Genomic DNA, 20,106 nt, shown 5'->3' with positions numbered 1-20,106 from the left:
TGGCATAGGCTTTCGACCGTGGAGCCCGATCTCTTTACCGCCGCCGCCGAAGACCGCGCGGAGAAGGAGCCGACCGCCAGCCCGCTGGCCGTGCGGATGCGTCCGCGCACCCTGGACGAGGTGGTCGGCCAGCGCCATCTGCTGCGCCCCGGCTCCCCGCTGCGGCGGCTGGTCGGCGAGAGCGGCCGGGGCCCGGCCGGGGCGTCGTCGGTGATCCTCTGGGGTCCGCCCGGCATCGGCAAGACGACCCTGGCCTATGTGGTCTCGCAGGCCACCGAGAAGCGGTTCGTGGAGCTGTCGGCGATCACCGCGGGCGTCAAGGAGGTCCGGGCGGTGATCGAGGGCGCCCGCCGGGCCGCGGGCGGTTACGGCAAGGAGACGGTCCTCTTCCTCGACGAGATCCACCGCTTCTCCAAGGCCCAGCAGGACTCCCTGCTGCCCGCGGTGGAGAACCGCTGGGTGACCCTGATCGCCGCCACCACCGAGAACCCCCATTTCTCGGTGATCTCCCCGCTGCTCTCCCGCTCGCTGCTGCTGACGCTGGAGCCGCTGACCGACGACGACCTCAAGGGCCTGCTGCGGCGCGCGCTCACCGAGGAGCGGGGTCTGGGCGGCGCGGTGACGCTGCCCGGGGACGCCGAGGCGCATCTGCTGAGAGTCGCGGGCGGGGACGCGCGCCGGGCGCTGACGGCGCTGGAGGCCGCGGCGGGAGCCGCGCTGGACAAGGACGAGCCGGAGATCACCCTGGCGACGGTCGAGGAGACCGTCGACCGGGCCGCGGTCACCTACGACCGCGACGGGGACCAGCACTACGACGTGGCGAGCGCCCTGATCAAGTCCATCCGGGGCTCGGACGTGGACGCGGCGCTGCATTATCTGGCCCGCATGATCGACGCGGGGGAGGATCCGCGGTTCATCGCCCGCCGGCTGATGATCTCGGCGAGTGAGGACATCGGGCTCGCCGATCCCCAGGCGCTGCCGCTGGCGGTGGCCGCGGCCCAGGCCGTGGCCATGATCGGCTTCCCGGAGGCGGCGCTCACCCTCAGCCATGCCACGATCGCGCTGGCGCTGGCGCCCAAGTCGAACACCGCGACCACGGCGATCGGCGCGGCGCTCGCGGACGTACGCGCCGGGCACGCCGGTTCCGTACCGGCCCATCTGCGGGACGGGCACTACAAGGGGGCGGCGTCGCTCGGGCACGCCCGGGGCTATGTCTATCCGCACGACGTCCCCGGCGGGATCGCCGCCCAGCAGTACGCGCCGGACGCCCTGCACGGCAAGCGGTACTACGAGCCCACGCGGTACGGCGCCGAGGCGCGGTACGCGGATGTGGTGGAGAAGGTGCGGGAGCGGCTGCGCGGCGGCTGACCGGCGCGGAAGGCCCGCCGGCCGCGGCGGGTCAGTGCGCGGCGGCCTCGAAGAGGGTGTGCATCGCCCGGCGCAGTCCGGTGATGTCACGCACCGGCCGGGGGAAGTCGAAGCGGGCGTCGAAGCAGCGGTTGCCGGTGAAGCGGACCCGCAGTCCGAACCGGTCCAGGGCGAGCGGTACGGCCCGGGGCGCCCGGCCGTCGCCGCCGGGGCCCGCCGCCGCGGCGGCCCGGTCGCCGAGCAGCGCGCACAGCTCCTGCACCTGCTCGGTGTGGGCGGAGTGCAGATGCTGGAGCAGTTCGGCCTCATGGGCGGCCAGCGGGTCGGGACAGGCCCGGGCGAAGTCGTCGGGGTCGACGGCGGCCGTGCCCCACAGATCGTCCACCCGTACCTCGCCCACCTCCAGCCGGAGCATCATGGAGCCCGCGGCGGCGACCCCGGGGGCGCAGGTCAGCCAGCCGGAGACCCAGGCCCGGCCGCGGACCCGCTGGGGGACGGCGACCGGGGCCACGTCGGTGACCTCCAGTACGGCGGCGAGTTCGTCGTCCTGGGCATGGGTGGCGGCCCGGACGGCCGGTGAGTCGGCGGGGAAGAGCAGAAAGACCTCGCCGTCCGCGCCGACCACCCGGGCGGTGGGCATCAGCTGCTCCGGACGGGTGGTCTCCATGCCCGTGACGAGCAGCACCGCGGAGCATGTACCCTGTACGAGAGTTCGTGTGCGTTCGGCTGCTGACGGCATCCGGGCGGATTCAAGCCCGCTGGGACGCGGCTGACCATGAGCTGATCGGACCTCCGTCGCCTCGACCCCCGTAGAAGTGGGGTCGGTGTTCTTTGTGCTGTCCGCGATGCGCTTGGTGTTCCCAGGGCGAGACATGCGATCTCCTTGAGTAAGGTGAGCCTAACCTAACCTATATCGGAGGTCTGGAGAACGTGCCTAACCAGTCGCGTCCCAAGGTCAAGAAGTCCCGCGCGCTCGGTATCGCCCTGACGCCGAAGGCCGTGAAGTACTTCGAGGCCCGCCCGTACCCGCCGGGCGAGCACGGCCGTGGCCGCAAGCAGAACTCGGACTACAAGGTCCGTCTGATGGAGAAGCAGCGCCTGCGCGCGCAGTACGACATCAGCGAGCGGCAGATGGCCCGCGCCTACGACCGCGCCCGCAAGGCCGAGGGCAAGACCGGCGAGGCGCTCGTCGTCGAGCTGGAGCGCCGTCTGGACGCCCTGGTGCTCCGTTCGGGTATCGCCCGTACGATCTACCAGGCCCGCCAGATGGTCGTCCACGGCCACGTCGAGGTCAACGGCGGCAAGGTCGACAAGCCGTCCTTCCGCGTCCGTCCCGACGACGTCGTGACGATCCGCGAGCGCTCCCGCGAGAAGGCCCTCTTCCAGGTCGCCCGTGAGGGCGGCTTCGCCGCGGACGGCGAGACCCCCCGCTACCTCCAGGTGAACCTGAAGGCGCTGGCGTTCCGCCTGGACCGGGACCCGAACCGCAAGGAGATCCCGGTCATCTGCGACGAGCAGCTGGTCGTCGAGTACTACGCCCGCTGATCCACCGCGCCCGGGACCACGGTCCCGGGCGCCCGGTGCGACGCGCGCCCGGCCCGCCCTCGTCCCGCCCGCCCGGCGGGGGAGCGGCGGGCCTTCGCGTACCGCGACCGCGCGTTCGTACGACTCCGTACCCCCCCGTGCCCCCGTGCGCCGTACTTCCCTGTACGGAGCGGCCCGGTCCCCGCGAGAGACCCCCGCCCCGCCCTGTCCCGCCCGCGCGGAATGCGGTATGGGGCGCCACCGGGATCGCGATAGGGTCGGAGGGCGGGATTTTCCCCGGGAGAGCCGGGGAGAGCCCCCTCAAGACCACCCAGACGAGCAGGAAGCGGTGCAGTGTGACCGGTGGAGAGGTTGCCGGGATCCTGGTGGCCGTCTTCTGGGCGATCCTGGTCTCCTTCCTCGCCGTGGTGCTGGTGAGGCTGGCCCAGACGCTCAGGGCGACCACCCGGATGGTGACGGAGGTGACGGAGCGGGCGGTCCCGCTGCTCACCGACGCGTCCGAGACCGTACGGTCCGCGCAGACCCAGCTCGACCGGGTCGACGCGATCGCCTCGGACGTCCAGGAGGTCACCTCCAACGCCTCCGCGCTCTCCTCCACCGTCGCCTCCACCTTCGGCGGCCCGCTGGTCAAGGTCGCGGCCTTCGGCTACGGCGTCCGCAAGGCGATGGGCCGGGCCGGCGGCGGGGAAGAAGCCGACGAGCCCGCGCCCCGCCGGGGCCGGTCCGCCCGCACGGTGATCGTCGGACGTACGGTGCCCACGGCGCGCGGCGGGCGCGGTCGCCGGGGCGGAAAGGGCTGAGCCGACATGTTCCGCCGTGCCTTCTGGTTCTCCGCGGGTGCCGCCGCGGGCGTCTGGGCGACCAACAAGGTCCACCGCAAGATCCGGCAGCTCACCCCCGAGAGCCTCGCGGCCCAGGCCGCGAACCGGGCGGTCGACGCGGGTCACCGGCTGCGCGAGTTCGCCCTCGACGTCCGCGCCGGAATGATCCAGCGCGAGGAGGAGTTGGGGGACGCACTGGGCATCAACGCCCGGCCCGGACCCGAACTGCCCGCCCAGCGGGGCCGTCCCGCCCTCCGCGGCCCCGGCCCGGACGACGGGGGCCCCGACACCCACCCGCACCGCACCTACCACCCGTACAACCGGAATGAGGACCACTGATGGAGTCGGCTGAGATCCGCCGCCGCTGGCTGAGCTTCTTCGAGGAGCGCGGACACACCGTCGTGCCCTCCGCGTCGCTCATCGCGGACGACCCGACTCTGCTCCTGGTCAACGCGGGCATGGTGCCCTTCAAGCCGTACTTCCTCGGTGAGACCAGGCCGCCCGCCCCGCGCGCCACCAGTGTGCAGAAGTGCGTCCGCACCCCGGACATCGAAGAGGTCGGCAAGACCACCCGGCACGGCACGTTCTTCCAGATGTGCGGCAACTTCTCCTTCGGCGACTACTTCAAGGAAGGCGCGATCAAGCTCGCCTGGGAGCTGCTGACCGCGCCCCTGGACCAGGGCGGCTACGGCCTGGAGCCCGAGAAGCTGTGGATCACCGTCTACCAGGAGGACGACGAGGCCGAGCGGATCTGGCGCGACGAGGTCGGCGTGCCCGCCGAGCGGATCCAGCGCCTCGGCATGGGCCCGAACTTCTGGTCGATGGGCGTCCCCGGCCCCTGCGGCCCCTGCTCCGAGATCAACTACGACCGCGGTCCGGAGTTCGGCGAGGAGGGCGGCCCGGCCGTCAACGACGAGCGGTACGTGGAGATCTGGAACCTGGTCTTCATGCAGTACGAGCGGGGACCGGGCGAGGGCAAGGAGGACTTCCCGATCCTGGGCGAGCTGCCGTCGAAGAACATCGACACCGGGCTCGGCCTGGAGCGGCTCGCCATGATCCTCCAGGGCGTACAGAACATGTACGAGACGGACACGCTCCGGGTCGTCATGGACAAGGCCACCGAGCTGACCGGCGTCCGGTACGGCGCCGAGCACGGCTCCGACGTCTCCCTCCGGGTCGTCGCCGACCACATCCGTACCTCCGTGATGCTGATCGGCGACGGCGTCACCCCCGGCAACGAGGGCCGCGGCTACGTACTGCGCCGGATCATGCGCCGCGCCATCCGCAATATGCGGCTGATGGGCGCCACCGGGCCGGTCGTCGCCGAACTGGTCGACGTGGTCATCCGCACCATGGGACAGCAGTACCCGGAGCTGATCACCGACCGGTCCCGGATCGAGGCCGTCGCCCTCGCCGAGGAGACCCGCTTCCTCAAGACGCTCAACGCCGGGACCAACGTCCTGGACGGCGCCGTGACGGAGGCCAGGCAGGCCGGTTCCGCCGTCCTCGCCGGGGAGAAGGCGTTCCTGCTCCACGACACCTGGGGCTTCCCGATCGACCTCACCCTGGAGATGGCCGCCGAGCAGGGGCTCTCCGTGGACGAGGACGGCTTCCGGCGGCTGATGAAGGAGCAGCGGGAGCGGGCCAAGGCCGACGCGCGTGCCAAGAAGACCGGCCATGCCGACCTCTCCGCCTACCGCGAGGTCGCCGACACCACCGGCTCCACCGAGTTCACCGGCTATGTCACCAACGAGGGCGAGGCCACCGTCGTCGGTCTGCTCGTCGACGGAGTGCCCTCGCCCGCCGCCGTCGAGGGCGACGAGGTCGAGGTCGTCCTCGACCGCACCCCGTTCTACGCCGAGGGCGGCGGCCAGCTCGCCGACCAGGGCCGGATCCGGCTGGACTCCGGCGCCGTGATCGAGGTCCGCGACGTCCAGCAGCCGGTCCCCGGCGTCTCCGTGCACAAGGGCTCCGTCCAGGTCGGCGAGGTCACCGTGGGCGCCTCCGCCCACGCGGCCATCGACGCCAGGCGGCGCCGGGCCATCGCCCGCGCCCACAGCGCCACCCACCTCACCCACCAGGCGCTGCGGGACGCCCTCGGCCCCACCGCCGCCCAGGCCGGTTCCGAGAACTCCCCGGGCCGCTTCCGGTTCGACTTCGGCTCCCCGGCCGCCGTCCCCGGCACCGTCCTCACCGATGTCGAGCAGCGGATCAACGAGGTGCTCTCCCGCGAGCTGGACGTCCAGGCCGAGGTCATGAGCCTGGAGGAGGCCAAGAAGGCGGGCGCCATCGCCGAGTTCGGCGAGAAGTACGGCGACCGGGTCCGGGTCGTCACCATCGGCGACTTCTCCAAGGAGCTGTGCGGCGGTACGCATGTCGGCAACACCGCCCAGCTCGGGCTGGTGAAGCTGCTCGGCGAGTCCTCCATCGGTTCCGGCGTGCGCCGGATCGAGGCCCTGGTGGGTGTGGACGCCTACAACTTCCTCGCCAAGGAGCACACGGTCGTCGCCCAGCTCCAGGAGCTGGTCAAGGGCCGTCCCGAGGAGCTGCCGGAGAAGGTCTCCGGCATGCTGGCCAAGCTCAAGGACGCCGAGAAGGAGATCGAGCGGTTCCGCGCCGAGAAGGTGCTGGCCGCCGCCGCCGGGCTCGCCGACGGCGCCCGGGACGTCCGGGGCACCGCCCTGGTGGCCGGCCGGGTCCCGGACGGCACCTCCGCCGACGATCTGCGCAAGCTGGTCCTCGACGTCCGCGGCCGGATCCCCGGCGACCGGCCCGCCGTGGTCGCCCTCTTCACGGTGGCCAACGACCGTCCGCTGACCGTGATCGCCACCAACGAGGCGGCCCGCGAGCGCGGCCTCAAGGCCGGTGAGCTGGTCCGTACCGCCGCCAAGACGCTCGGCGGCGGAGGCGGTGGCAAGCCCGACGTCGCCCAGGGCGGCGGCCAGAACCCGGACGCCGTCGAGGACGCCGTCGCCGCCGTCGAGCGACTGGTGGCCGAGGTCTCGTGAGGCGCGGACGCCGACTCGCGATCGACGTCGGGGACGCCCGGATCGGGGTCGCCTCGTGCGATCCCGACGGGGTCCTCGCCACCCCGGTGGAGACCGTGCCGGGACGTGACGTCCCGGCCGCCCACCGGCGGCTGCGCTCCCTCGTCGGGGAGTACGAGCCCATCGAGGTCGTGGTCGGGCTGCCCCGCTCGCTCAGCGGGCGGGAGGGCCCGGCCGCGGGCAAGGCCCGGACTTTCGCCCGGGAGCTGGCCCGGGGCATCGCCCCGGTCCCGGTCCGGCTGGTCGATGAGAGAATGACCACGGTGACGGCCGGACAGGGGCTGCGGGCCGCCGGTGTGACGGCCAAAAAGGGCCGGTCGTTCATCGACCAGGCGGCCGCCGTGGTGATTCTGCAGAACGCTCTGGAGTCCGAACGGGCGTCAGGGGCGCCCCCCGGTGAGAGCGTCGAAGGGATTGTCTGATCGCGATACGGTAACGTTCCGCGCCATCGGGCGGCTTTTCTCGAACGGCTGCCGCACCGATCAGACAGCGGGACGGAAACCCGCCCGACTCGCGGCCCTAGGGGATCGATGACTGAGTATGGCCGGGGGCCCGGCTCCGAACCGTGGCAACCAGACGACCCTCTCTACGGCGACCAGGGCTATGGACCACAGGCCGGATCCGGCCATGATCCCTACGGCGGACAGCCGCAGCAGCTCTACCCCCAGCAGCATCAGCAGCAGGGACAGGGCTACGGCGGACAGGATCCGTACCAGCAGCAGCCGTACGACGGCGGGCAGCAGTACCCCGATCCGCTGACGCAGCAGCAGTACGCCGATCCGTCGGCACAGCACTACCAGCAGCACCCCCAGCATGCCCAGGCCCAGCAGTATCCGCAGCACACGCAGCAACCGGACGCCGGGCAGTACCAGCAGCAGCACCAGGATCCGCAGCACTACGACACGAGCGGACAGCGGTACGGCGGTCAGCAGCCCGGCTACGACACCACCGGCGGACACCCCGGAACCGGCCAGGGCGGCTGGGACCCGGCACAGCAGCACCAACACCACCAGCGGCAGGCGGTCCACCAGGAGCCGCAGGCGGCCGTGGCGTACGGCCCCGGGCCGGGCGACAGCTACACCGCCAATCCGGCCGACACCTACAGCGGGCCCGTACCCGGCTACCAGGCCCAGGCCGAGGACGATCACTACGCCACCCCCGACGCCTACCCCCCGCCGCAGCCCCCCGCCCGGCGCTCCGCCGAACCGGAGGCCGCGACGGGACCGGACCCCGAGGCGCCCGGCGAGGAGAGACATCCCTTCTTCACCGGCGACGACCGCGACGACGACGGCGGCGACCCGGCCCACCAGGACCCGCCCGGCCGGTCCGGCCGCCGCCGCGGCGGCTCCGACGGCTCCGGCGACGGCCGCGGACGGCCCAAGAAGAAGAGCCGCAACGGCTTCGCCTGTCTCGTGGTCTCCGTGGTCCTCTTCGGCGGGCTCGGCATCGTCTCCTACTTCGGCTACCAGTTCTGGCAGGGCCAGTTCGGTTCCGCCCCCGACTACAGCGGCGCCGGTTCCGGCTCCGTGGTCGTCGAGATCCCCCCGGGCGCGGGCCTCTCGGAGATCGGCCGCATCCTGAAGGAGAACGGCGTCGTCAAGAGCTCCGGCGCCTTCGTCTCGGCCGCCGACAGCAACCCCCGGGCCAAGGGCATCCAGGCCGGGGTCTACACCCTCGCCAAGCAGATGTCCGGGGCCAACGCCGTCAAGGCCATGCTCGACCCGACCAGCAGCAGCAACATGATCGTGCCCGAGGGCAAGCGGAACGCCGAGATCTACGCGATGATCGACAAGCGGCTCCAGCTGAAGTCCGGCACCACCGCGACGACCGCGAAGGAGCAGGCGGCCAAGCTCGGGCTCCCGGCCTGGGCCAAGGGCGGCCCCGATGTCATGGACCCGCTGGAGGGCTTCCTCTTCCCGGCGTCGTACCCCGCGGCCAAGGGCATGAAGCCCGAGGCCGTGCTGAAGAAGATGGTCGCCCGGGCCAACGAGGAGCACACCAAGGCCGGTCTGGAGAAGAAGGCCCGGGAACTGGGGCTGAAGAACCCCCTCCAGGTGCTGACCGTCGCCAGCCTCGTCCAGGCCGAGGGCAAGTACAAGGAGGACTTCGAGAAGGTCGCCAGGGTCGTCTACAACCGGCTGAAGCCCGACAACACGGAGACCAACGGCCTGCTCGACTTCGACTCCACCGTCAACTACGCCAAGGGCGAGAGCACCCTCGCCATCGGCAGCGTCGACAAGGTGCGGAAGTTCAAGCACCCGTACAACACCTACCGGATCGTCGGGCTGCCGCCCGGACCGATCGGCAACCCGGGAGCCGCGGCGATCAACTCCACGTTGAACCCGGCCGAGGGCGACTGGTACTACTTCGTCTCGGTGACCGAGGACGAGACCGTCTTCTCGGAGACCAACGCCGAGCACGAGCGGGCTCGCGCGCGGTATCTGGAAGAGCAGAAGAAGAACCAGGAGTGACCACCGTGACCCCAGCGCCCACCGGCCGGAACGACGGCCGGGCGGACGGCACGGCGAAGCGGCGCGCGGCGGTCCTCGGATCGCCGATCGCCCACTCGCTCTCGCCCGCCCTGCACCGGGCCGCCTACGCGGCGCTGGGGCTCGGGGAGTGGACGTACGACCGGTTCGAGGTCGACGAGGCCGCGCTGCCCGCGTTCGTCCGCGGCCTCGACGCGGACTGGGCCGGGCTCTCGCTGACCATGCCGCTGAAGCGGGCGATCATTCCGCTGCTGGACTCCATCGGCCGGGACGCCGCGTCGGTGGAGGCCGTCAATACCGTCGTCCGCGCCGAGGACGGCACGCTGACCGGTGACAACACCGATATCCCGGGGATGGTCGCCGCCCTGCGGGAGCGGGGCGTGGAATCCGTGCCGTCCGCCGCGGTCCTCGGCGCCGGTGCCACCGCGGCGTCCGCCGTGGCCGCCCTCGCCCGGATCTGTACCGGACCCGTCACCGCCTATGTCCGCGGCCCGGCGCGCGCCGCCGAGATGCGGGGCTGGGGCGAACGGCTCGGCGTGGAGGTCCTGACCCGGGACTGGGAGCGGGCCGCCGACGCGCTGACCGCCCCGCTGGTCGTCGCCACCACCCCCGCCGGATCCGCCGACGCCTTCGCCGACCGGGTCCCGGACCGCCCCGGCACCCTCTTCGACGTCCTCTACGACCCCTGGCCCACTCCTCTCGCGGCCCGCTGGGCGGAGCGCGGCGGGGCCGTCGTCGGCGGGCTCGACCTCCTGGTCCACCAGGCCGTGCTCCAGGTGGAGCTGATGACCGGCCGCCCCGGGCCGCTGGCGGCGATGCGGGCCGCGGGCGAGGCCGCCCTGCGGGCCCGCTGAGCCACCCGGACCCCGTTTACAGCCCGGCTGCCGGGCTCCCGGACTCCGCGGAAGCCGGCCCGTACGGCGGGGGTGCTCCGCGCCCCGCGCCGTAGCGGCGGCACCCGTGGACCGGTCCCGCCCCCGTCCCCCGCGCCGTCCGACTGCTGGACCGGGGCGTGGACCCGCCACCCGGACGTGGGAGGATCGGGTCAGGCGGGCCGGAGCCGCGCACCCGGCCGGGCCGGCAGTTCGAGGCGCGAGCATGAGGAGCACCGTTGAGCAGGTTGCGTTGGCTGACCGCGGGGGAATCGCACGGACCCGCACTCGTGGCGACGCTGGAGGGACTTCCCGCCGGTGTCCCGGTCACCACGGAGATGGTGGCCGACCACCTCGCCCGCCGGCGCCTCGGCTACGGGCGCGGCGCGCGGATGAAGTTCGAACGCGACGAGATCACCTTCATCGGCGGCGTACGGCACGGGCTCACCCTCGGCTCCCCGGTCGCGATCATGGTCGGCAACAGCGAATGGCCCAAGTGGCAGCAGGTCATGTCGGCCGACCCCGTGGACCCCGGCGAGCTGGCGGCCCTCGCCCGCAACGCCCCGCTGACCCGGCCCAGGCCCGGCCACGCCGACCTCGCGGGCATGCAGAAGTACGACCTGGACGAGGCCCGGCCCGTCCTGGAGCGCGCCAGCGCCCGGGAGACCGCCGCCCGGGTCGCCCTCGGCGCCGTCGCCCGCTCCTACCTCAAGGAGACCGCGGGCATCGAGATCGTCTCCCATGTCGTGGAGTTCGGCGCCGCCAAGGCACCCAAGGGCGTCTACCCCACCCCGGCCGATGTCGAGAAGCTCGACGCCGACCCGGTCCGCTGCCTCGACGCCGACGCGAGCAAGGCGATGGTCGCCGAGATCGACCAGGCCCACAAGGACGGCGACACCCTCGGCGGCGTCGTCGAGGTACTGGCGTACGACGTCCCCGTCGGCCTGGGCTCCCACGTCCACTGGGACCGCCGCCTCGACGCCCGGCTCGCGGGCGCGCTGATGGGCATCCAGGCCATCAAGGGCGTGGAACTCGGCGACGGCTTCGACCTGGCCCGGGTCCCCGGCTCCCAGGCCCATGACGAGATCGTCGCCACCCCCGAGGGGCTGCGCCGCACCTCCGGCCGCTCCGGCGGTACCGAGGGCGGCATGTCCACCGGCGAGCTGCTGCGGGTCCGGGCCGCGATGAAGCCCATCGCCACCGTCCCCCGGGCCCTGGCCACCGTCGACATCGCCACCGGCGAGGCCGCCGCCGCCCACCACCAGCGCTCCGACGTGGCCGCCGTCCCCGCCGCGGGAATCGTCGCCGAGGCCATGGTCGCCCTGGTCCTCGCGGACGCCGTCGCGGAGAAGTTCGGCGGTGACAACGTCTCCGAGACCCGCCGCAACGTCCGCTCCTACCTCGACCACCTGCGCATCCGGTGAACGCCCCGCTGATCGTCCTGGTCGGGCCCATGGGCTCCGGCAAGTCCACGGTGGGCGAGGTCCTCGCCCGCAGGCTCGGCGTCCCCTACCGGGACACCGACGCGGACATCGTCACCGCCGAGGGCCGTGAGATCGCCGATATCTTCGTCGAGGACGGCGAGCCCCGCTTCCGCGAACTGGAGCGGGCCGCCGTACGGGAGGCGCTCGCCGTCCACAGCGGCGTACTCGCCCTCGGCGGCGGCGCGGTCCTCGACCCCGGCAGCCGCGCCCTGCTCGCCGGACTGCCCGTGGTCTTCCTGTCGCTGGACGTGGAGGAGGCGGTCCGCAGGACCGGCCTCAACCAGGCCCGGCCGCTGCTCGCGGTCAATCCGCGGCGGCAGTGGCGGGAGCTGATGGCGGCCCGCCGCCCCCTGTACACCGAGGTGGCACGGGTCGAGGTGGCCACCGACGACCGCACCCCCGACGAGGTCGCCGACGCGATCATCGCCGCCCTGGAACTGAAGGACGACCCCGTATGACCGAGCAGTCAGTGACCCGGATCCCGGTCGGCGGCACCGACGGCACCGCCCCCTACGAGGTCCTGGTGGGACGGCAGCTCCTCGGCGAACTGCCCGGACTCATCGGCTCCGCCGCCCGGCGGGTCGCCGTCCTCCACCCGGAGGCGCTGGCCGGGACCGGCGAGGCGGTCGCCGAGGACCTGCGCGCCGAGGGGTACGAGGTCATCGCCGTCCAAGTGCCCAACGCGGAGGAGGCCAAGACCGCCGAGGTCGCCGCCTACTGCTGGAAGGCGCTCGGCCAGAGCGGCTTCACCCGGACCGATGTGATCGTCGGCGTCGGCGGCGGCGCCACCACCGACCTCGCGGGCTTCGTCGCCGCGACCTGGCTCCGCGGCGTCCGCTGGATCGCCGTCCCCACCACCGTCCTCGGCATGGTCGACGCCGCCGTCGGCGGCAAGACCGGCATCAACACCGCCGAGGGCAAGAACCTGGTGGGCTCCTTCCACCCGCCCACCGGCGTCCTGTGCGATCTGGCCGCACTGGAGTCGCTGCCCGTCAACGACTACGTCAGCGGACTCGCCGAGATCATCAAGGCCGGCTTCATCGCCGACCCGGTCATCCTCGAACTGATCGAGGCCGACCCCGAGGCCGCGCGCACCCCCGCCGGACCGCACACCGCCGAACTGATCGAACGGTCGATCCGGGTCAAGGCGGAGGTCGTCTCCGGCGACCTCAAGGAGTCCGGCCGCCGGGAGATCCTCAACTACGGCCACACCCTCGCCCACGCCATCGAGAAGAACGAGCGCTACAAGTGGCGGCACGGCGCGGCCGTCTCCGTCGGCATGGTCTTCGCGGCCGAACTGGGCCGGCTCGCCGGCCGGCTCGACGACGCCACCGCCGACCGGCACGCCACCGTCCTCGGCTCCGTCGGCCTGCCGCTCACCTACCGCGGCGACCAGTGGCCCCGGCTGCTGGAGACCATGAAGGTCGACAAGAAGTCCCGCGGCAACCTGCTCCGCTTCATCGTCCTCGACGGCCTCGGCAAGCCCAACACCCTGGAGGGCCCCGACCCGGCGCTGCTGCTCGCCGCCTACGGGGAGGTGTCGGGATGAGCCGCCGGGTCCTGGTCCTCAACGGGCCCAACCTGGGGCGGCTCGGCTCCCGGGAGCCCGACGTCTACGGCACGACCTCGTACGCGGGCCTGGTCGAGACCTGCCGGGCGCTGGGCGCGGAACTCGGCCTCGACGTCGAGGTCCGGGAGACCAACGACGAGGGCGAGATGATCCGCTGGCTCCACGAGGCGGCGGACGGCGCGATCCCGGTGGTGCTCAACCCCGGGGCCTTCACCCACTACTCGTACGCGATACGGGACGCGGCGGCCCAGAAGACGGCACCGCTGATCGAGGTGCACATCTCCAACCCGTACACCCGGGAGACGTTCCGCCACACCTCGGTCGTCGCCGCGGTCGCCACGGCCACCATCGCGGGCCTCGGCCTCGGCTCCTACCGTCTCGCCCTGCGGGCCCTCGCGGAGGAACTGCCGCTCTGACCGCGGTTCCCGCGGTCCGGGGCGCGCGGCGCCCCGGACCGCGGGCGGCGATCCCGTTCCGGTAGGCAGGGGAGCCACCGGGGCCGCGGGAGGGTACGGTTCGGTGGCAGGGGCAGCGAACTGCCCGCCACAGACGCGCACGAGACGGAGTCGGACCGGATGCAGCACGCAGTGGGGGCTCCGCTGCCGCCTCCCCACCGCCCCGGGCAGCACGCCCACCACGGCCCCGACGGGGCCCCCGCGGGCCCCCCGGGACCGCGCCCGGGACCCGGGGCGCCCGGCACCGTACCGCCACCGCCCGGTGCCGCGCCCGTACCGGCGGCCGGTCCCTCCGGCGCCGTACCACCGGCCCCCGGCTGGACCCAGCCCGGACCGCCCCACCCCGCCGGGCCGCCGCCGCGCGACGCCACCGGCCAGGTGCAGCTCCCGCCGGTCCCGCCGCCCGGAGCGCCGGAAGGCGGTACGGGCGCGACCATGCTCGCCGTGCTGCTGATCGGACCCGCCGGGGCGGGCAAGACGACCGTCGCCCGGCACTGGGCCACCCGCCGCCGGGTGCCCACCGCGCACATCAGCCTGGACGACGTCCGCGAATGGGTCTGCTCCGGCTTCGCCGACCCGCAGACCGGCTGGAACGAGAACTCCGAGGCGCAGTACCGGCTCGCCCGCCGTACCTGCGGCTTCGCCGCCCGCAACTTCCTCGCCAACGGGATCTCCTGCATCCTCGACGACGCCGTCTTCCCCGACCGCCCGGTGGTCGGCCTCGGCGGCTGGAAGCGCCATGTCGGCCCCGGCCTGCTCCCCGTCGTCCTGCTGCCCGGCCTGGAGACCGTGCTGGAGCGGAACGCGGAGCGGACCGGCAACCGCAGACTGGCCGACGAGGAGGTGGCCGGGATCCACGGGCGGATGGCGGGCTGGTACGGGTCGGGTCTGCCGATCATCGACAACACCAAGTACGACGTGGAGACCACGGCGCGGGTCCTGGACGAGACCCTCGCCCGCGCGATCGCCAGCCCTCCGTCCTGGTAGCCCCCGGGCGCGTGTCCCGGGCGGGCCGTGCCCCTCGGGCCCCCAGCGCCTCGGCCCTCCGGGTTGCCGCTCCGAACTACCCGGGCCGCGCCTGGCGGCCTGACGTTGTTCGCGGTCTGCGACCAGCCACCCACCTGCGCGGGGTCGCCCGACAACACTCGCCCCGCAGGGCGGACGGTGCGGGCCTCACCGGGAGGACCGAGGCGCGGGGGGTCCCCCATTGCCGAAGGCTCAGGGGGCGGAACCGCGAGACAAGCCGCAGGCGGCCCGCAGGCGCGACTGATACCACCGGCCCGGCAGGGCAGAAGGAACGGTCCCCGAGGAGGCCGCCGCACCGTCGGACGCGCTGGGCGCGCCGCCCGGCGGGATCACTCGTACGCTCGGATCATGGCAGAGGTGTTCGCGGCCCGCCGCGACCGGGTGCGGGAGCGGTGCGCGGGTGACGGCGGCGGGGCGCTGATCTCCCGCCCGGCCAATGTGCGCTATCTCGCCGGTGGCGCCCCGCCGGGCGCCGTGCTGCTGATCGGGCCCGCCGAGGACGTACTGCTCTCGCCCGCGACCCCGGCCCCCGCCAACGGCACGGCACGCCCCGACGACACGCTCCGGCTGACCGTGCTCCCCGACGACGGGGTGGATCCGGCCGTCGCCGCAGCCGGGCTGGCCCGGCTGGCGGAGGCGGAGTCCCTCGCCGTCGAGGAGCACCATCTGACCGTGGCCCGGCACCGGGCGATGCGTTCCGCCGTGCCCCGGCTGCGGCTGACCGACGTCGGGCTGGCCGTGGAGCGCCAGCGGATCGTCAAGGACGAGGAGGAGATCGCCTGTCTGCGGATCGCCGCCGAGATCACCGACCAGGCGCTGGGCGAACTGCTGGAGTCGATCCTGGTGGGGCGGACGGAGCGGCATCTCGCCCTGGAGCTGGAGCGCCGGCTGGTCGACCACGGCGCCGACGGGCCCGCCTTCCCCACCTCGGTCGCCACCGGCCCCGACTCCGGGCGGCGCGGCCACCGGCCCACCGACCGCCGGGTCGAGGAGGGCGATTTCCTCACGGTCTGCGTCGGCGCCGACTACCGGGGCTACCGCTGTGAGATCGGCCGGACCTTCGTCATCGGCACCACCCCCGCCGACTGGCAGATCGAACTGTACGACCTGGTCTTCGCCGCCCAGCGGGCCGCGCGGGAGACCCTGCGGCCGGGTATCGCCTACCGCGAGGTGGACCTGGCGGCCCGGCGGATCCTGGACGGCGCGGGCCACGGCGCCGGGCTCGCGCCGCTCACCGGGCACGGGGTGGGCCTGGAAATCGACGAGGACCCGCAGTTGACTCCGGCGGCCATGGGTAAACTGGACGCTTGCGTGCCGGTCACCGTCGAACCGGGGGTCCACCTTCCGGGCCGGGGCGGGGTCCGGATCGATGACACGCTCGTCGTACGCCAGGAGGCGGACGGCGGACCCGAGCTACTCACCATCACGACCAAGGAGCTGCTCGCGCTCTAGCGGGCGCGTACCGCGGTGGCCCCAGGTCGTCCACGTCAGTCCAGGAGATTCCGCAACCGTGGCTTCCACGAACGACCTCAAGAACGGCATGGTGCTCAAGCTCGACAACGGCCAGCTGTGGTCCGTCGTCGAGTTCCAGCACGTCAAGCCCGGCAAGGGCCCGGCCTTCGTGCGCACCAAGCTCAAGAACGTGCTCTCCGGGAAGATCGTCGACAAGACGTTCAACGCCGGCGTGAAGGTCGAGACGGCCACCGTCGACCGCCGCGACATGCAGTTCTCGTACATGGACGGCGATTACTTCGTCTTCATGGACATGCAGACGTACGACCAGATGCACATCGAGCGCAAGGCCGTCGGCGACGCCGCCAACTTCCTGATCGAGGGCTTCGAGGCCACCGTCGCCACCCACGAGGGCGAGGTGCTCTACGTGGACCTGCCGGCCGCCGTGGAGCTGGTCATCGCCGAGACCGAGCCGGGCGTCCAGGGCGACCGCTCCACCGGTGGCACCAAGCCCGCCAAGCTGGAGACCGGCTTCGAGGTCCAGGTCCCCCTCTTCATCACCACCGGTGAGAAGATCAAGGTCGACACCCGCTCCGGCGACTACCTCAGCCGGGTGAACAGCTAAGGTGTCCGCTCGCAGCAAGGCCCGTAAGCGCGCCTTCCAGATCCTCTTCGAGGCCGACCAGCGCGGCGTGCCCGCGCCTACGGTGCTCGCCGACTGGATCCGGCACTCACGGACCGACGACCGGCAGCCGCCGGTCAACGAGTACACGATGCAACTGGTCGAGGGGTACGAGGGGTACGCGACCCGGATCGACGAGCTGATCTCCACCTATGCCACCGACTGGGACCTCGACCGGATGCCGGTGGTCGACCGGAACATCATCCGGCTCGGCGCCTATGAACTGGTCTGGGTGGACGAGACGCCGGACGCCGTGGTGATAGACGAGGCGGTACAGCTCGCCAAGGAGTTCTCCACCGACGACTCGCCGTCGTTCGTCAACGGCCTGCTGGGCCGTTTCAAGGAGCTGAAGCCCTCCCTGAGGCGCGACGGCGCCTGAGCGACGGACCGGCCGTACGGGCCCGGGCCCCGGACCACCTCGGTCCGGGGCCCGGGCCTGTGACATGTCCGCATCCGGCCGGGCCCGGCTCCGGGGCCGTAGCCGGGCTTCCGGCGGTACGCGGGGGAGCGCCCCGGGGCGCCCGGGGCGCGGCCGACGCCCGCAGACGGCTGACGGAAGCCCCCGGAGGCCCGCGGACACCCCATGCCCCCAGGGGCCCGGGCGACGCCCCTACGCGTACGGGAGCGGCCGCCGGAAGGGTCCGTACGGCACCGGCGGGGCCCCGGCCCGGAGCGGGCGCCCGGAGACGGCGAGAAGCGGCCCCGGAAACGGCGAAGGGCGGGACACCCTCCCGGGCGTCCCGCCCCACGGCGTGACGATTCTTCGGCGGCCCGCCCGTTCGGGACGGGACCGGACCGATGCGAAACGGCTCCGAGCCGCTCCGCTCAGCCCTCCTCGTGGGCGACCGCGCGACGCGCGTCCGCGTCCAGCACACCCCAGCTGATCAGCTGCTCGGTGAGGACCGACGGCGACTGGTCGTAGATCACGGCGAGGGTGCGCAGATCGTCCTGGCGGATCGACAGCACCTTGCCGTTGTAGTCGCCCCGCTGGGACTGGATCGTGGCCGCGTACCGCTGGAGGGGGCCCGCCTTCTCGGCCGGCACATGGGCCAGCCGCTCCAGGTCGAGCACGAGCTTCGGCGGCGGCTCGGCGGCTCCGCCCGGCGTCGTGCCCGGCAGCAGTTCCTGCACGGGGACGCCGTAGAAGTCCGCCAGCTCGGCCAGGCGCTGGACCGTCACAGCGCGGTCGCCGCGCTCGTACGACCCGACCACCACGGCCTTCCAGCGGCCCTGGGACTTCTCCTCCACGCCGTGGAGGGACAGGCCCTGCTGCGTACGGATGGCGCGGAGCTTGGCCCCGAGCTGCTTTGCGTATTCGCTGGACATATAGCTCCCCGGACGCTGGGACAACGTGCGGCTCCGCCGCGCTGCTGGTGACTCACTGTGAGGTTACGCAGCGTGATTCGGGGGCGTCAAGCCGAACGGGTCCAGACCGGTGGCCTGTCATGATCACAACGCGCATCGTCCCTGGTCCGGACCGGGGCCGGTGGGGTTCCCCCGAATGGCCCTGGTACGGTAGGGGACGCACTATCCGACGTCCTTTAAGGTCCGTCCCGTGAGGCGGAGAAGGAGGTCTGTTTCTCCATGTCGGCCATGGAAACGAACAGCCACACAGGCGGCGCCGAGACGGCCCGCCCCGTACTGGAGGCACCCGACATAGCCCGGGTGCTGACCCGTATCGCCCACGAGATCGTCGAACGCGCCAAGGGCGCCGACGACGTGGTGCTCCTCGGCATCCCCACCCGCGGCGTCTTCCTCGCCCGCAGGCTGGCCGGGAAGCTGGAGCAGATCACCGGGCGGACCGTGCCGGTCGGCTCTCTCGACATCACCATGTACCGCGACGACCTGCGGATGCGGCCCGCCCGCGCGCTGGCCAGGACCGAGATCCCCGGCGACGGGATCGACGGCCGACTGGTCGTCCTCGTCGACGACGTGCTCTTCTCCGGCCGCACCATCCGCGCCGCGCTCGACGCCCTCGGCGACATCGGCCGCCCCCGCGCGGTCCAGCTCGCCGTCCTGGTCGACCGGGGCCACCGCGAGCTGCCCATCCGCGCCGACTACGTGGGCAAGAACCTGCCCACGTCGCTCCGCGAGACCGTGAAGGTGCTCCTCTCCGAGGAGGACGGCCGCGACACCGTCCTGCTCGGCGTCCGCGACACCGACGTCTAGCGCGAACCGTCCCGTACGCCCCCCGAGCGGCGTCCGGGCGCCCCCGTGCGCCCCGGCACCCCGAACGCGGCGGCGTACCCCCGTACGCCGAACGTGCCGACCCGAGCCGACCCACCGGAGCCCACCCAGATGAAGCACCACCTCATCTCGGCCGCCGATCTCACACGGGACGACGCCGTCCTCATCCTCGACACCGCCGAGGAGATGGCCCGCGTCGCCGACCGGCCGATCAAGAAGCTGCCCACCCTCCGCGGCCGTACCGTGGTCAACCTCTTCTTCGAGGACTCGACCCGGACCCGGATCTCCTTCGAGGCCGCCGCCAAGCGGCTCTCCGCCGACGTCATCAACTTCTCCGCCAAGGGATCCTCCGTCTCCAAGGGCGAATCCCTCAAGGACACCGCCCTCACCCTGGAGGCGATGGGCGCCGACGCGGTCGTCATCCGCCACCACGCCTCCGGCGCGCCCTACCGGCTGGCCAACTCCGGCTGGATCGACGGCTCGGTCGTCAACGCCGGCGACGGCACCCACGAGCACCCCACCCAGGCCCTCCTCGACGCCTTCACCATGCGCCGCCGACTGGTCGGCCGCGATGCCGGAATGGGCCGCGACCTGGCCGGACGCCGGATCACCATCGTCGGAGACGTACTGCACAGCCGGGTCGCCCGCTCCAATGTGCTGCTGCTCCACACCCTCGGCGCCCAGGTCACCCTGGTCGCCCCGCCGACCCTGGTTCCGATCGGGGTCGACAGCTGGCCCTGCGAGGTCTCCTACGACCTCGACTCCGTACTGCCCAAGTCCGACGCGGTGATGATGCTCCGGGTCCAGCGCGAGCGGATGAACGCCGCCTTCTTCCCCACCGAGCGCGAGTACGCCCGCCGCTACGGCCTGGACGGCGACCGGATGGCCCGGATGCCGGAACACTCCGTCGTGATGCACCCCGGACCGATGAACCGGGGTATGGAGATCACCGCACAGGTCGCCGACTCCGACCGCTGCACCGCCGTGGAACAGGTCGCCAACGGGGTGTCCATCCGGATGGCGGTGCTCTATCTGCTGCTCGGCGGCAACGAGTCCGCCGCCCCCGCCGCCCGTACCGAGACCGCCCGTACCGAGGAGACCAAGTAAC

The 20,106-nt window shown here is 72.7% G+C and carries 20 protein-coding genes; 18 read left to right on the top strand and 2 right to left on the bottom strand.

Annotated elements, in window-relative coordinates; all coding sequences use genetic code 11:
- Window positions 1–18 precede the first annotated feature (18 nt).
- Complete coding sequence (locus tag ABZ714_RS11050) at window positions 19–1,368, top strand: replication-associated recombination protein A (protein WP_358824877.1); 1,350 nt, start codon at window positions 19–21, stop codon at window positions 1,366–1,368.
- Window positions 1,369–1,399: 31 nt separating this feature from the next.
- On the opposite strand, the gene ABZ714_RS11045 is transcribed toward ABZ714_RS11050, so the two are convergent.
- On the bottom strand, window positions 1,400–2,107 hold the full coding sequence (locus ABZ714_RS11045; RefSeq protein WP_358824908.1) for a DUF2470 domain-containing protein: 708 nt from the start codon (window positions 2,105–2,107) through the stop codon (window positions 1,400–1,402).
- A 191-nt stretch (window positions 2,108–2,298) separates the two neighbouring features.
- Here ABZ714_RS11045 and rpsD point away from each other — a divergent pair, with 191 nt between their 5' ends.
- The 15 genes from rpsD (at window position 2,299) to nusB (ending at window position 17,190) form a co-directional block, all read left to right on the top strand.
- The gene (rpsD, locus tag ABZ714_RS11040; RefSeq protein WP_358824876.1) at window positions 2,299–2,913 is read left to right on the top strand and encodes a 30S ribosomal protein S4; all 615 of its coding nucleotides are present in this window, start codon (window positions 2,299–2,301) and stop codon (window positions 2,911–2,913) included.
- 335 nt (window positions 2,914–3,248) lie between these two features.
- Window positions 3,249–3,713 (top strand): DUF948 domain-containing protein, encoded by a 465-nt coding sequence (locus ABZ714_RS11035; protein WP_358824875.1) that lies wholly within the window; start codon window positions 3,249–3,251, stop codon window positions 3,711–3,713.
- Window positions 3,714–3,719: 6 nt separating this feature from the next.
- Entirely contained in the window at window positions 3,720–4,073 is a 354-nt protein-coding gene (locus ABZ714_RS11030) for a DUF6167 family protein (RefSeq protein WP_358824874.1), read from the top strand.
- Complete coding sequence (alaS, locus tag ABZ714_RS11025; RefSeq protein ID WP_358824873.1) at window positions 4,073–6,742, top strand: alanine--tRNA ligase; 2,670 nt, start codon at window positions 4,073–4,075, stop codon at window positions 6,740–6,742. The genes ABZ714_RS11030 and alaS overlap by 1 nt, the downstream gene beginning before the upstream one ends.
- Window positions 6,739–7,203, top strand: a complete 465-nt coding sequence (gene ruvX / locus ABZ714_RS11020; protein ID WP_358824872.1) for a Holliday junction resolvase RuvX — start codon at window positions 6,739–6,741, stop codon at window positions 7,201–7,203. The genes alaS and ruvX overlap by 4 nt, the downstream gene beginning before the upstream one ends.
- 108 nt (window positions 7,204–7,311) lie before the next feature.
- Window positions 7,312–9,252: an endolytic transglycosylase MltG gene (gene mltG, locus ABZ714_RS11015; protein ID WP_358824871.1), complete on the top strand. Its 1,941-nt coding sequence runs from the start codon at window positions 7,312–7,314 to the stop codon at window positions 9,250–9,252.
- Window positions 9,253–9,257: 5 nt separating this feature from the next.
- A complete protein-coding gene (locus tag ABZ714_RS11010; RefSeq protein ID WP_358824870.1) occupies window positions 9,258–10,124 on the top strand; it encodes a shikimate dehydrogenase in 867 nt (288 codons plus the stop codon).
- Between the two features lie 257 nt (window positions 10,125–10,381).
- A complete protein-coding gene (gene aroC, locus ABZ714_RS11005) occupies window positions 10,382–11,566 on the top strand; it encodes a chorismate synthase (protein WP_358824869.1) in 1,185 nt (394 codons plus the stop codon).
- A gap of 29 nt (window positions 11,567–11,595) precedes the next feature.
- The gene (locus ABZ714_RS11000; RefSeq protein WP_358824907.1) at window positions 11,596–12,084 is read left to right on the top strand and encodes a shikimate kinase; all 489 of its coding nucleotides are present in this window, start codon (window positions 11,596–11,598) and stop codon (window positions 12,082–12,084) included.
- The gene (gene aroB, locus ABZ714_RS10995) at window positions 12,081–13,175 is read left to right on the top strand and encodes a 3-dehydroquinate synthase (RefSeq protein WP_358824868.1); all 1,095 of its coding nucleotides are present in this window, start codon (window positions 12,081–12,083) and stop codon (window positions 13,173–13,175) included. The genes ABZ714_RS11000 and aroB overlap by 4 nt, the downstream gene beginning before the upstream one ends.
- On the top strand, window positions 13,172–13,612 hold the full coding sequence (gene aroQ, locus ABZ714_RS10990; protein WP_358824867.1) for a type II 3-dehydroquinate dehydratase: 441 nt from the start codon (window positions 13,172–13,174) through the stop codon (window positions 13,610–13,612). The genes aroB and aroQ overlap by 4 nt, the downstream gene beginning before the upstream one ends.
- A gap of 159 nt (window positions 13,613–13,771) precedes the next feature.
- The gene (locus tag ABZ714_RS10985; protein ID WP_358824866.1) at window positions 13,772–14,638 is read left to right on the top strand and encodes an AAA family ATPase; all 867 of its coding nucleotides are present in this window, start codon (window positions 13,772–13,774) and stop codon (window positions 14,636–14,638) included.
- Between the two features lie 387 nt (window positions 14,639–15,025).
- Window positions 15,026–16,129, top strand: a complete 1,104-nt coding sequence (locus tag ABZ714_RS10980; protein ID WP_358824865.1) for an aminopeptidase P family protein — start codon at window positions 15,026–15,028, stop codon at window positions 16,127–16,129.
- 58 nt (window positions 16,130–16,187) lie between these two features.
- Window positions 16,188–16,754, top strand: a complete 567-nt coding sequence (gene efp, locus ABZ714_RS10975; RefSeq protein WP_358824864.1) for an elongation factor P — start codon at window positions 16,188–16,190, stop codon at window positions 16,752–16,754.
- Between the two features lies 1 nt (window position 16,755).
- The gene (gene nusB / locus ABZ714_RS10970; protein WP_358824863.1) at window positions 16,756–17,190 is read left to right on the top strand and encodes a transcription antitermination factor NusB; all 435 of its coding nucleotides are present in this window, start codon (window positions 16,756–16,758) and stop codon (window positions 17,188–17,190) included.
- Between the two features lie 446 nt (window positions 17,191–17,636).
- Here nusB and bldD read toward each other — a convergent pair whose 3' ends face one another.
- Entirely contained in the window at window positions 17,637–18,137 is a 501-nt protein-coding gene (bldD, locus tag ABZ714_RS10965; RefSeq protein WP_017945577.1) for a transcriptional regulator BldD, read from the bottom strand.
- 267 nt (window positions 18,138–18,404) lie between these two features.
- On the opposite strand from bldD, the gene pyrR reads away from it, so the two are divergent.
- Window positions 18,405–18,980 (top strand): bifunctional pyr operon transcriptional regulator/uracil phosphoribosyltransferase PyrR, encoded by a 576-nt coding sequence (pyrR, locus tag ABZ714_RS10960; RefSeq protein ID WP_358824906.1) that lies wholly within the window; start codon window positions 18,405–18,407, stop codon window positions 18,978–18,980.
- A 129-nt stretch (window positions 18,981–19,109) separates the two neighbouring features.
- Window positions 19,110–20,105 (top strand): aspartate carbamoyltransferase catalytic subunit, encoded by a 996-nt coding sequence (locus ABZ714_RS10955; protein WP_358824862.1) that lies wholly within the window; start codon window positions 19,110–19,112, stop codon window positions 20,103–20,105.
- Window position 20,106: the final 1 nt, after the last annotated feature.

Source organism: Streptomyces sp. NPDC006798 (genome assembly GCF_040635975.1).
Classification (GTDB): domain Bacteria; phylum Actinomycetota; class Actinomycetes; order Streptomycetales; family Streptomycetaceae; genus Streptomyces.
This window is presented reverse-complemented; position numbering and strand designations above follow the sequence as displayed.

Coding starts and splice junctions, on each gene's coding strand:
- ABZ714_RS11045 (WP_358824908.1), bottom strand. CDS start 2,107: ATGCCGTCAGCAGCCGAACGCACACGAACTCTCGTACAGGGTACATGC.
- ABZ714_RS11030 (WP_358824874.1), top strand. CDS start 3,720: ATGTTCCGCCGTGCCTTCTGGTTCTCCGCGGGTGCCGCCGCGGGCGTC.
- alaS (WP_358824873.1), top strand. CDS start 4,073: ATGGAGTCGGCTGAGATCCGCCGCCGCTGGCTGAGCTTCTTCGAGGAG.
- mltG (WP_358824871.1), top strand. CDS start 7,312: ATGACTGAGTATGGCCGGGGGCCCGGCTCCGAACCGTGGCAACCAGAC.
- ABZ714_RS11000 (WP_358824907.1), top strand. CDS start 11,596: ATGGGCTCCGGCAAGTCCACGGTGGGCGAGGTCCTCGCCCGCAGGCTC.
- aroB (WP_358824868.1), top strand. CDS start 12,081: ATGACCGAGCAGTCAGTGACCCGGATCCCGGTCGGCGGCACCGACGGC.
- aroQ (WP_358824867.1), top strand. CDS start 13,172: ATGAGCCGCCGGGTCCTGGTCCTCAACGGGCCCAACCTGGGGCGGCTC.
- ABZ714_RS10985 (WP_358824866.1), top strand. CDS start 13,772: ATGCAGCACGCAGTGGGGGCTCCGCTGCCGCCTCCCCACCGCCCCGGG.
- ABZ714_RS10980 (WP_358824865.1), top strand. CDS start 15,026: ATGGCAGAGGTGTTCGCGGCCCGCCGCGACCGGGTGCGGGAGCGGTGC.
- bldD (WP_017945577.1), bottom strand. CDS start 18,137: ATGTCCAGCGAATACGCAAAGCAGCTCGGGGCCAAGCTCCGCGCCATC.
- pyrR (WP_358824906.1), top strand. CDS start 18,405: ATGGAAACGAACAGCCACACAGGCGGCGCCGAGACGGCCCGCCCCGTA.
- ABZ714_RS10955 (WP_358824862.1), top strand. CDS start 19,110: ATGAAGCACCACCTCATCTCGGCCGCCGATCTCACACGGGACGACGCC.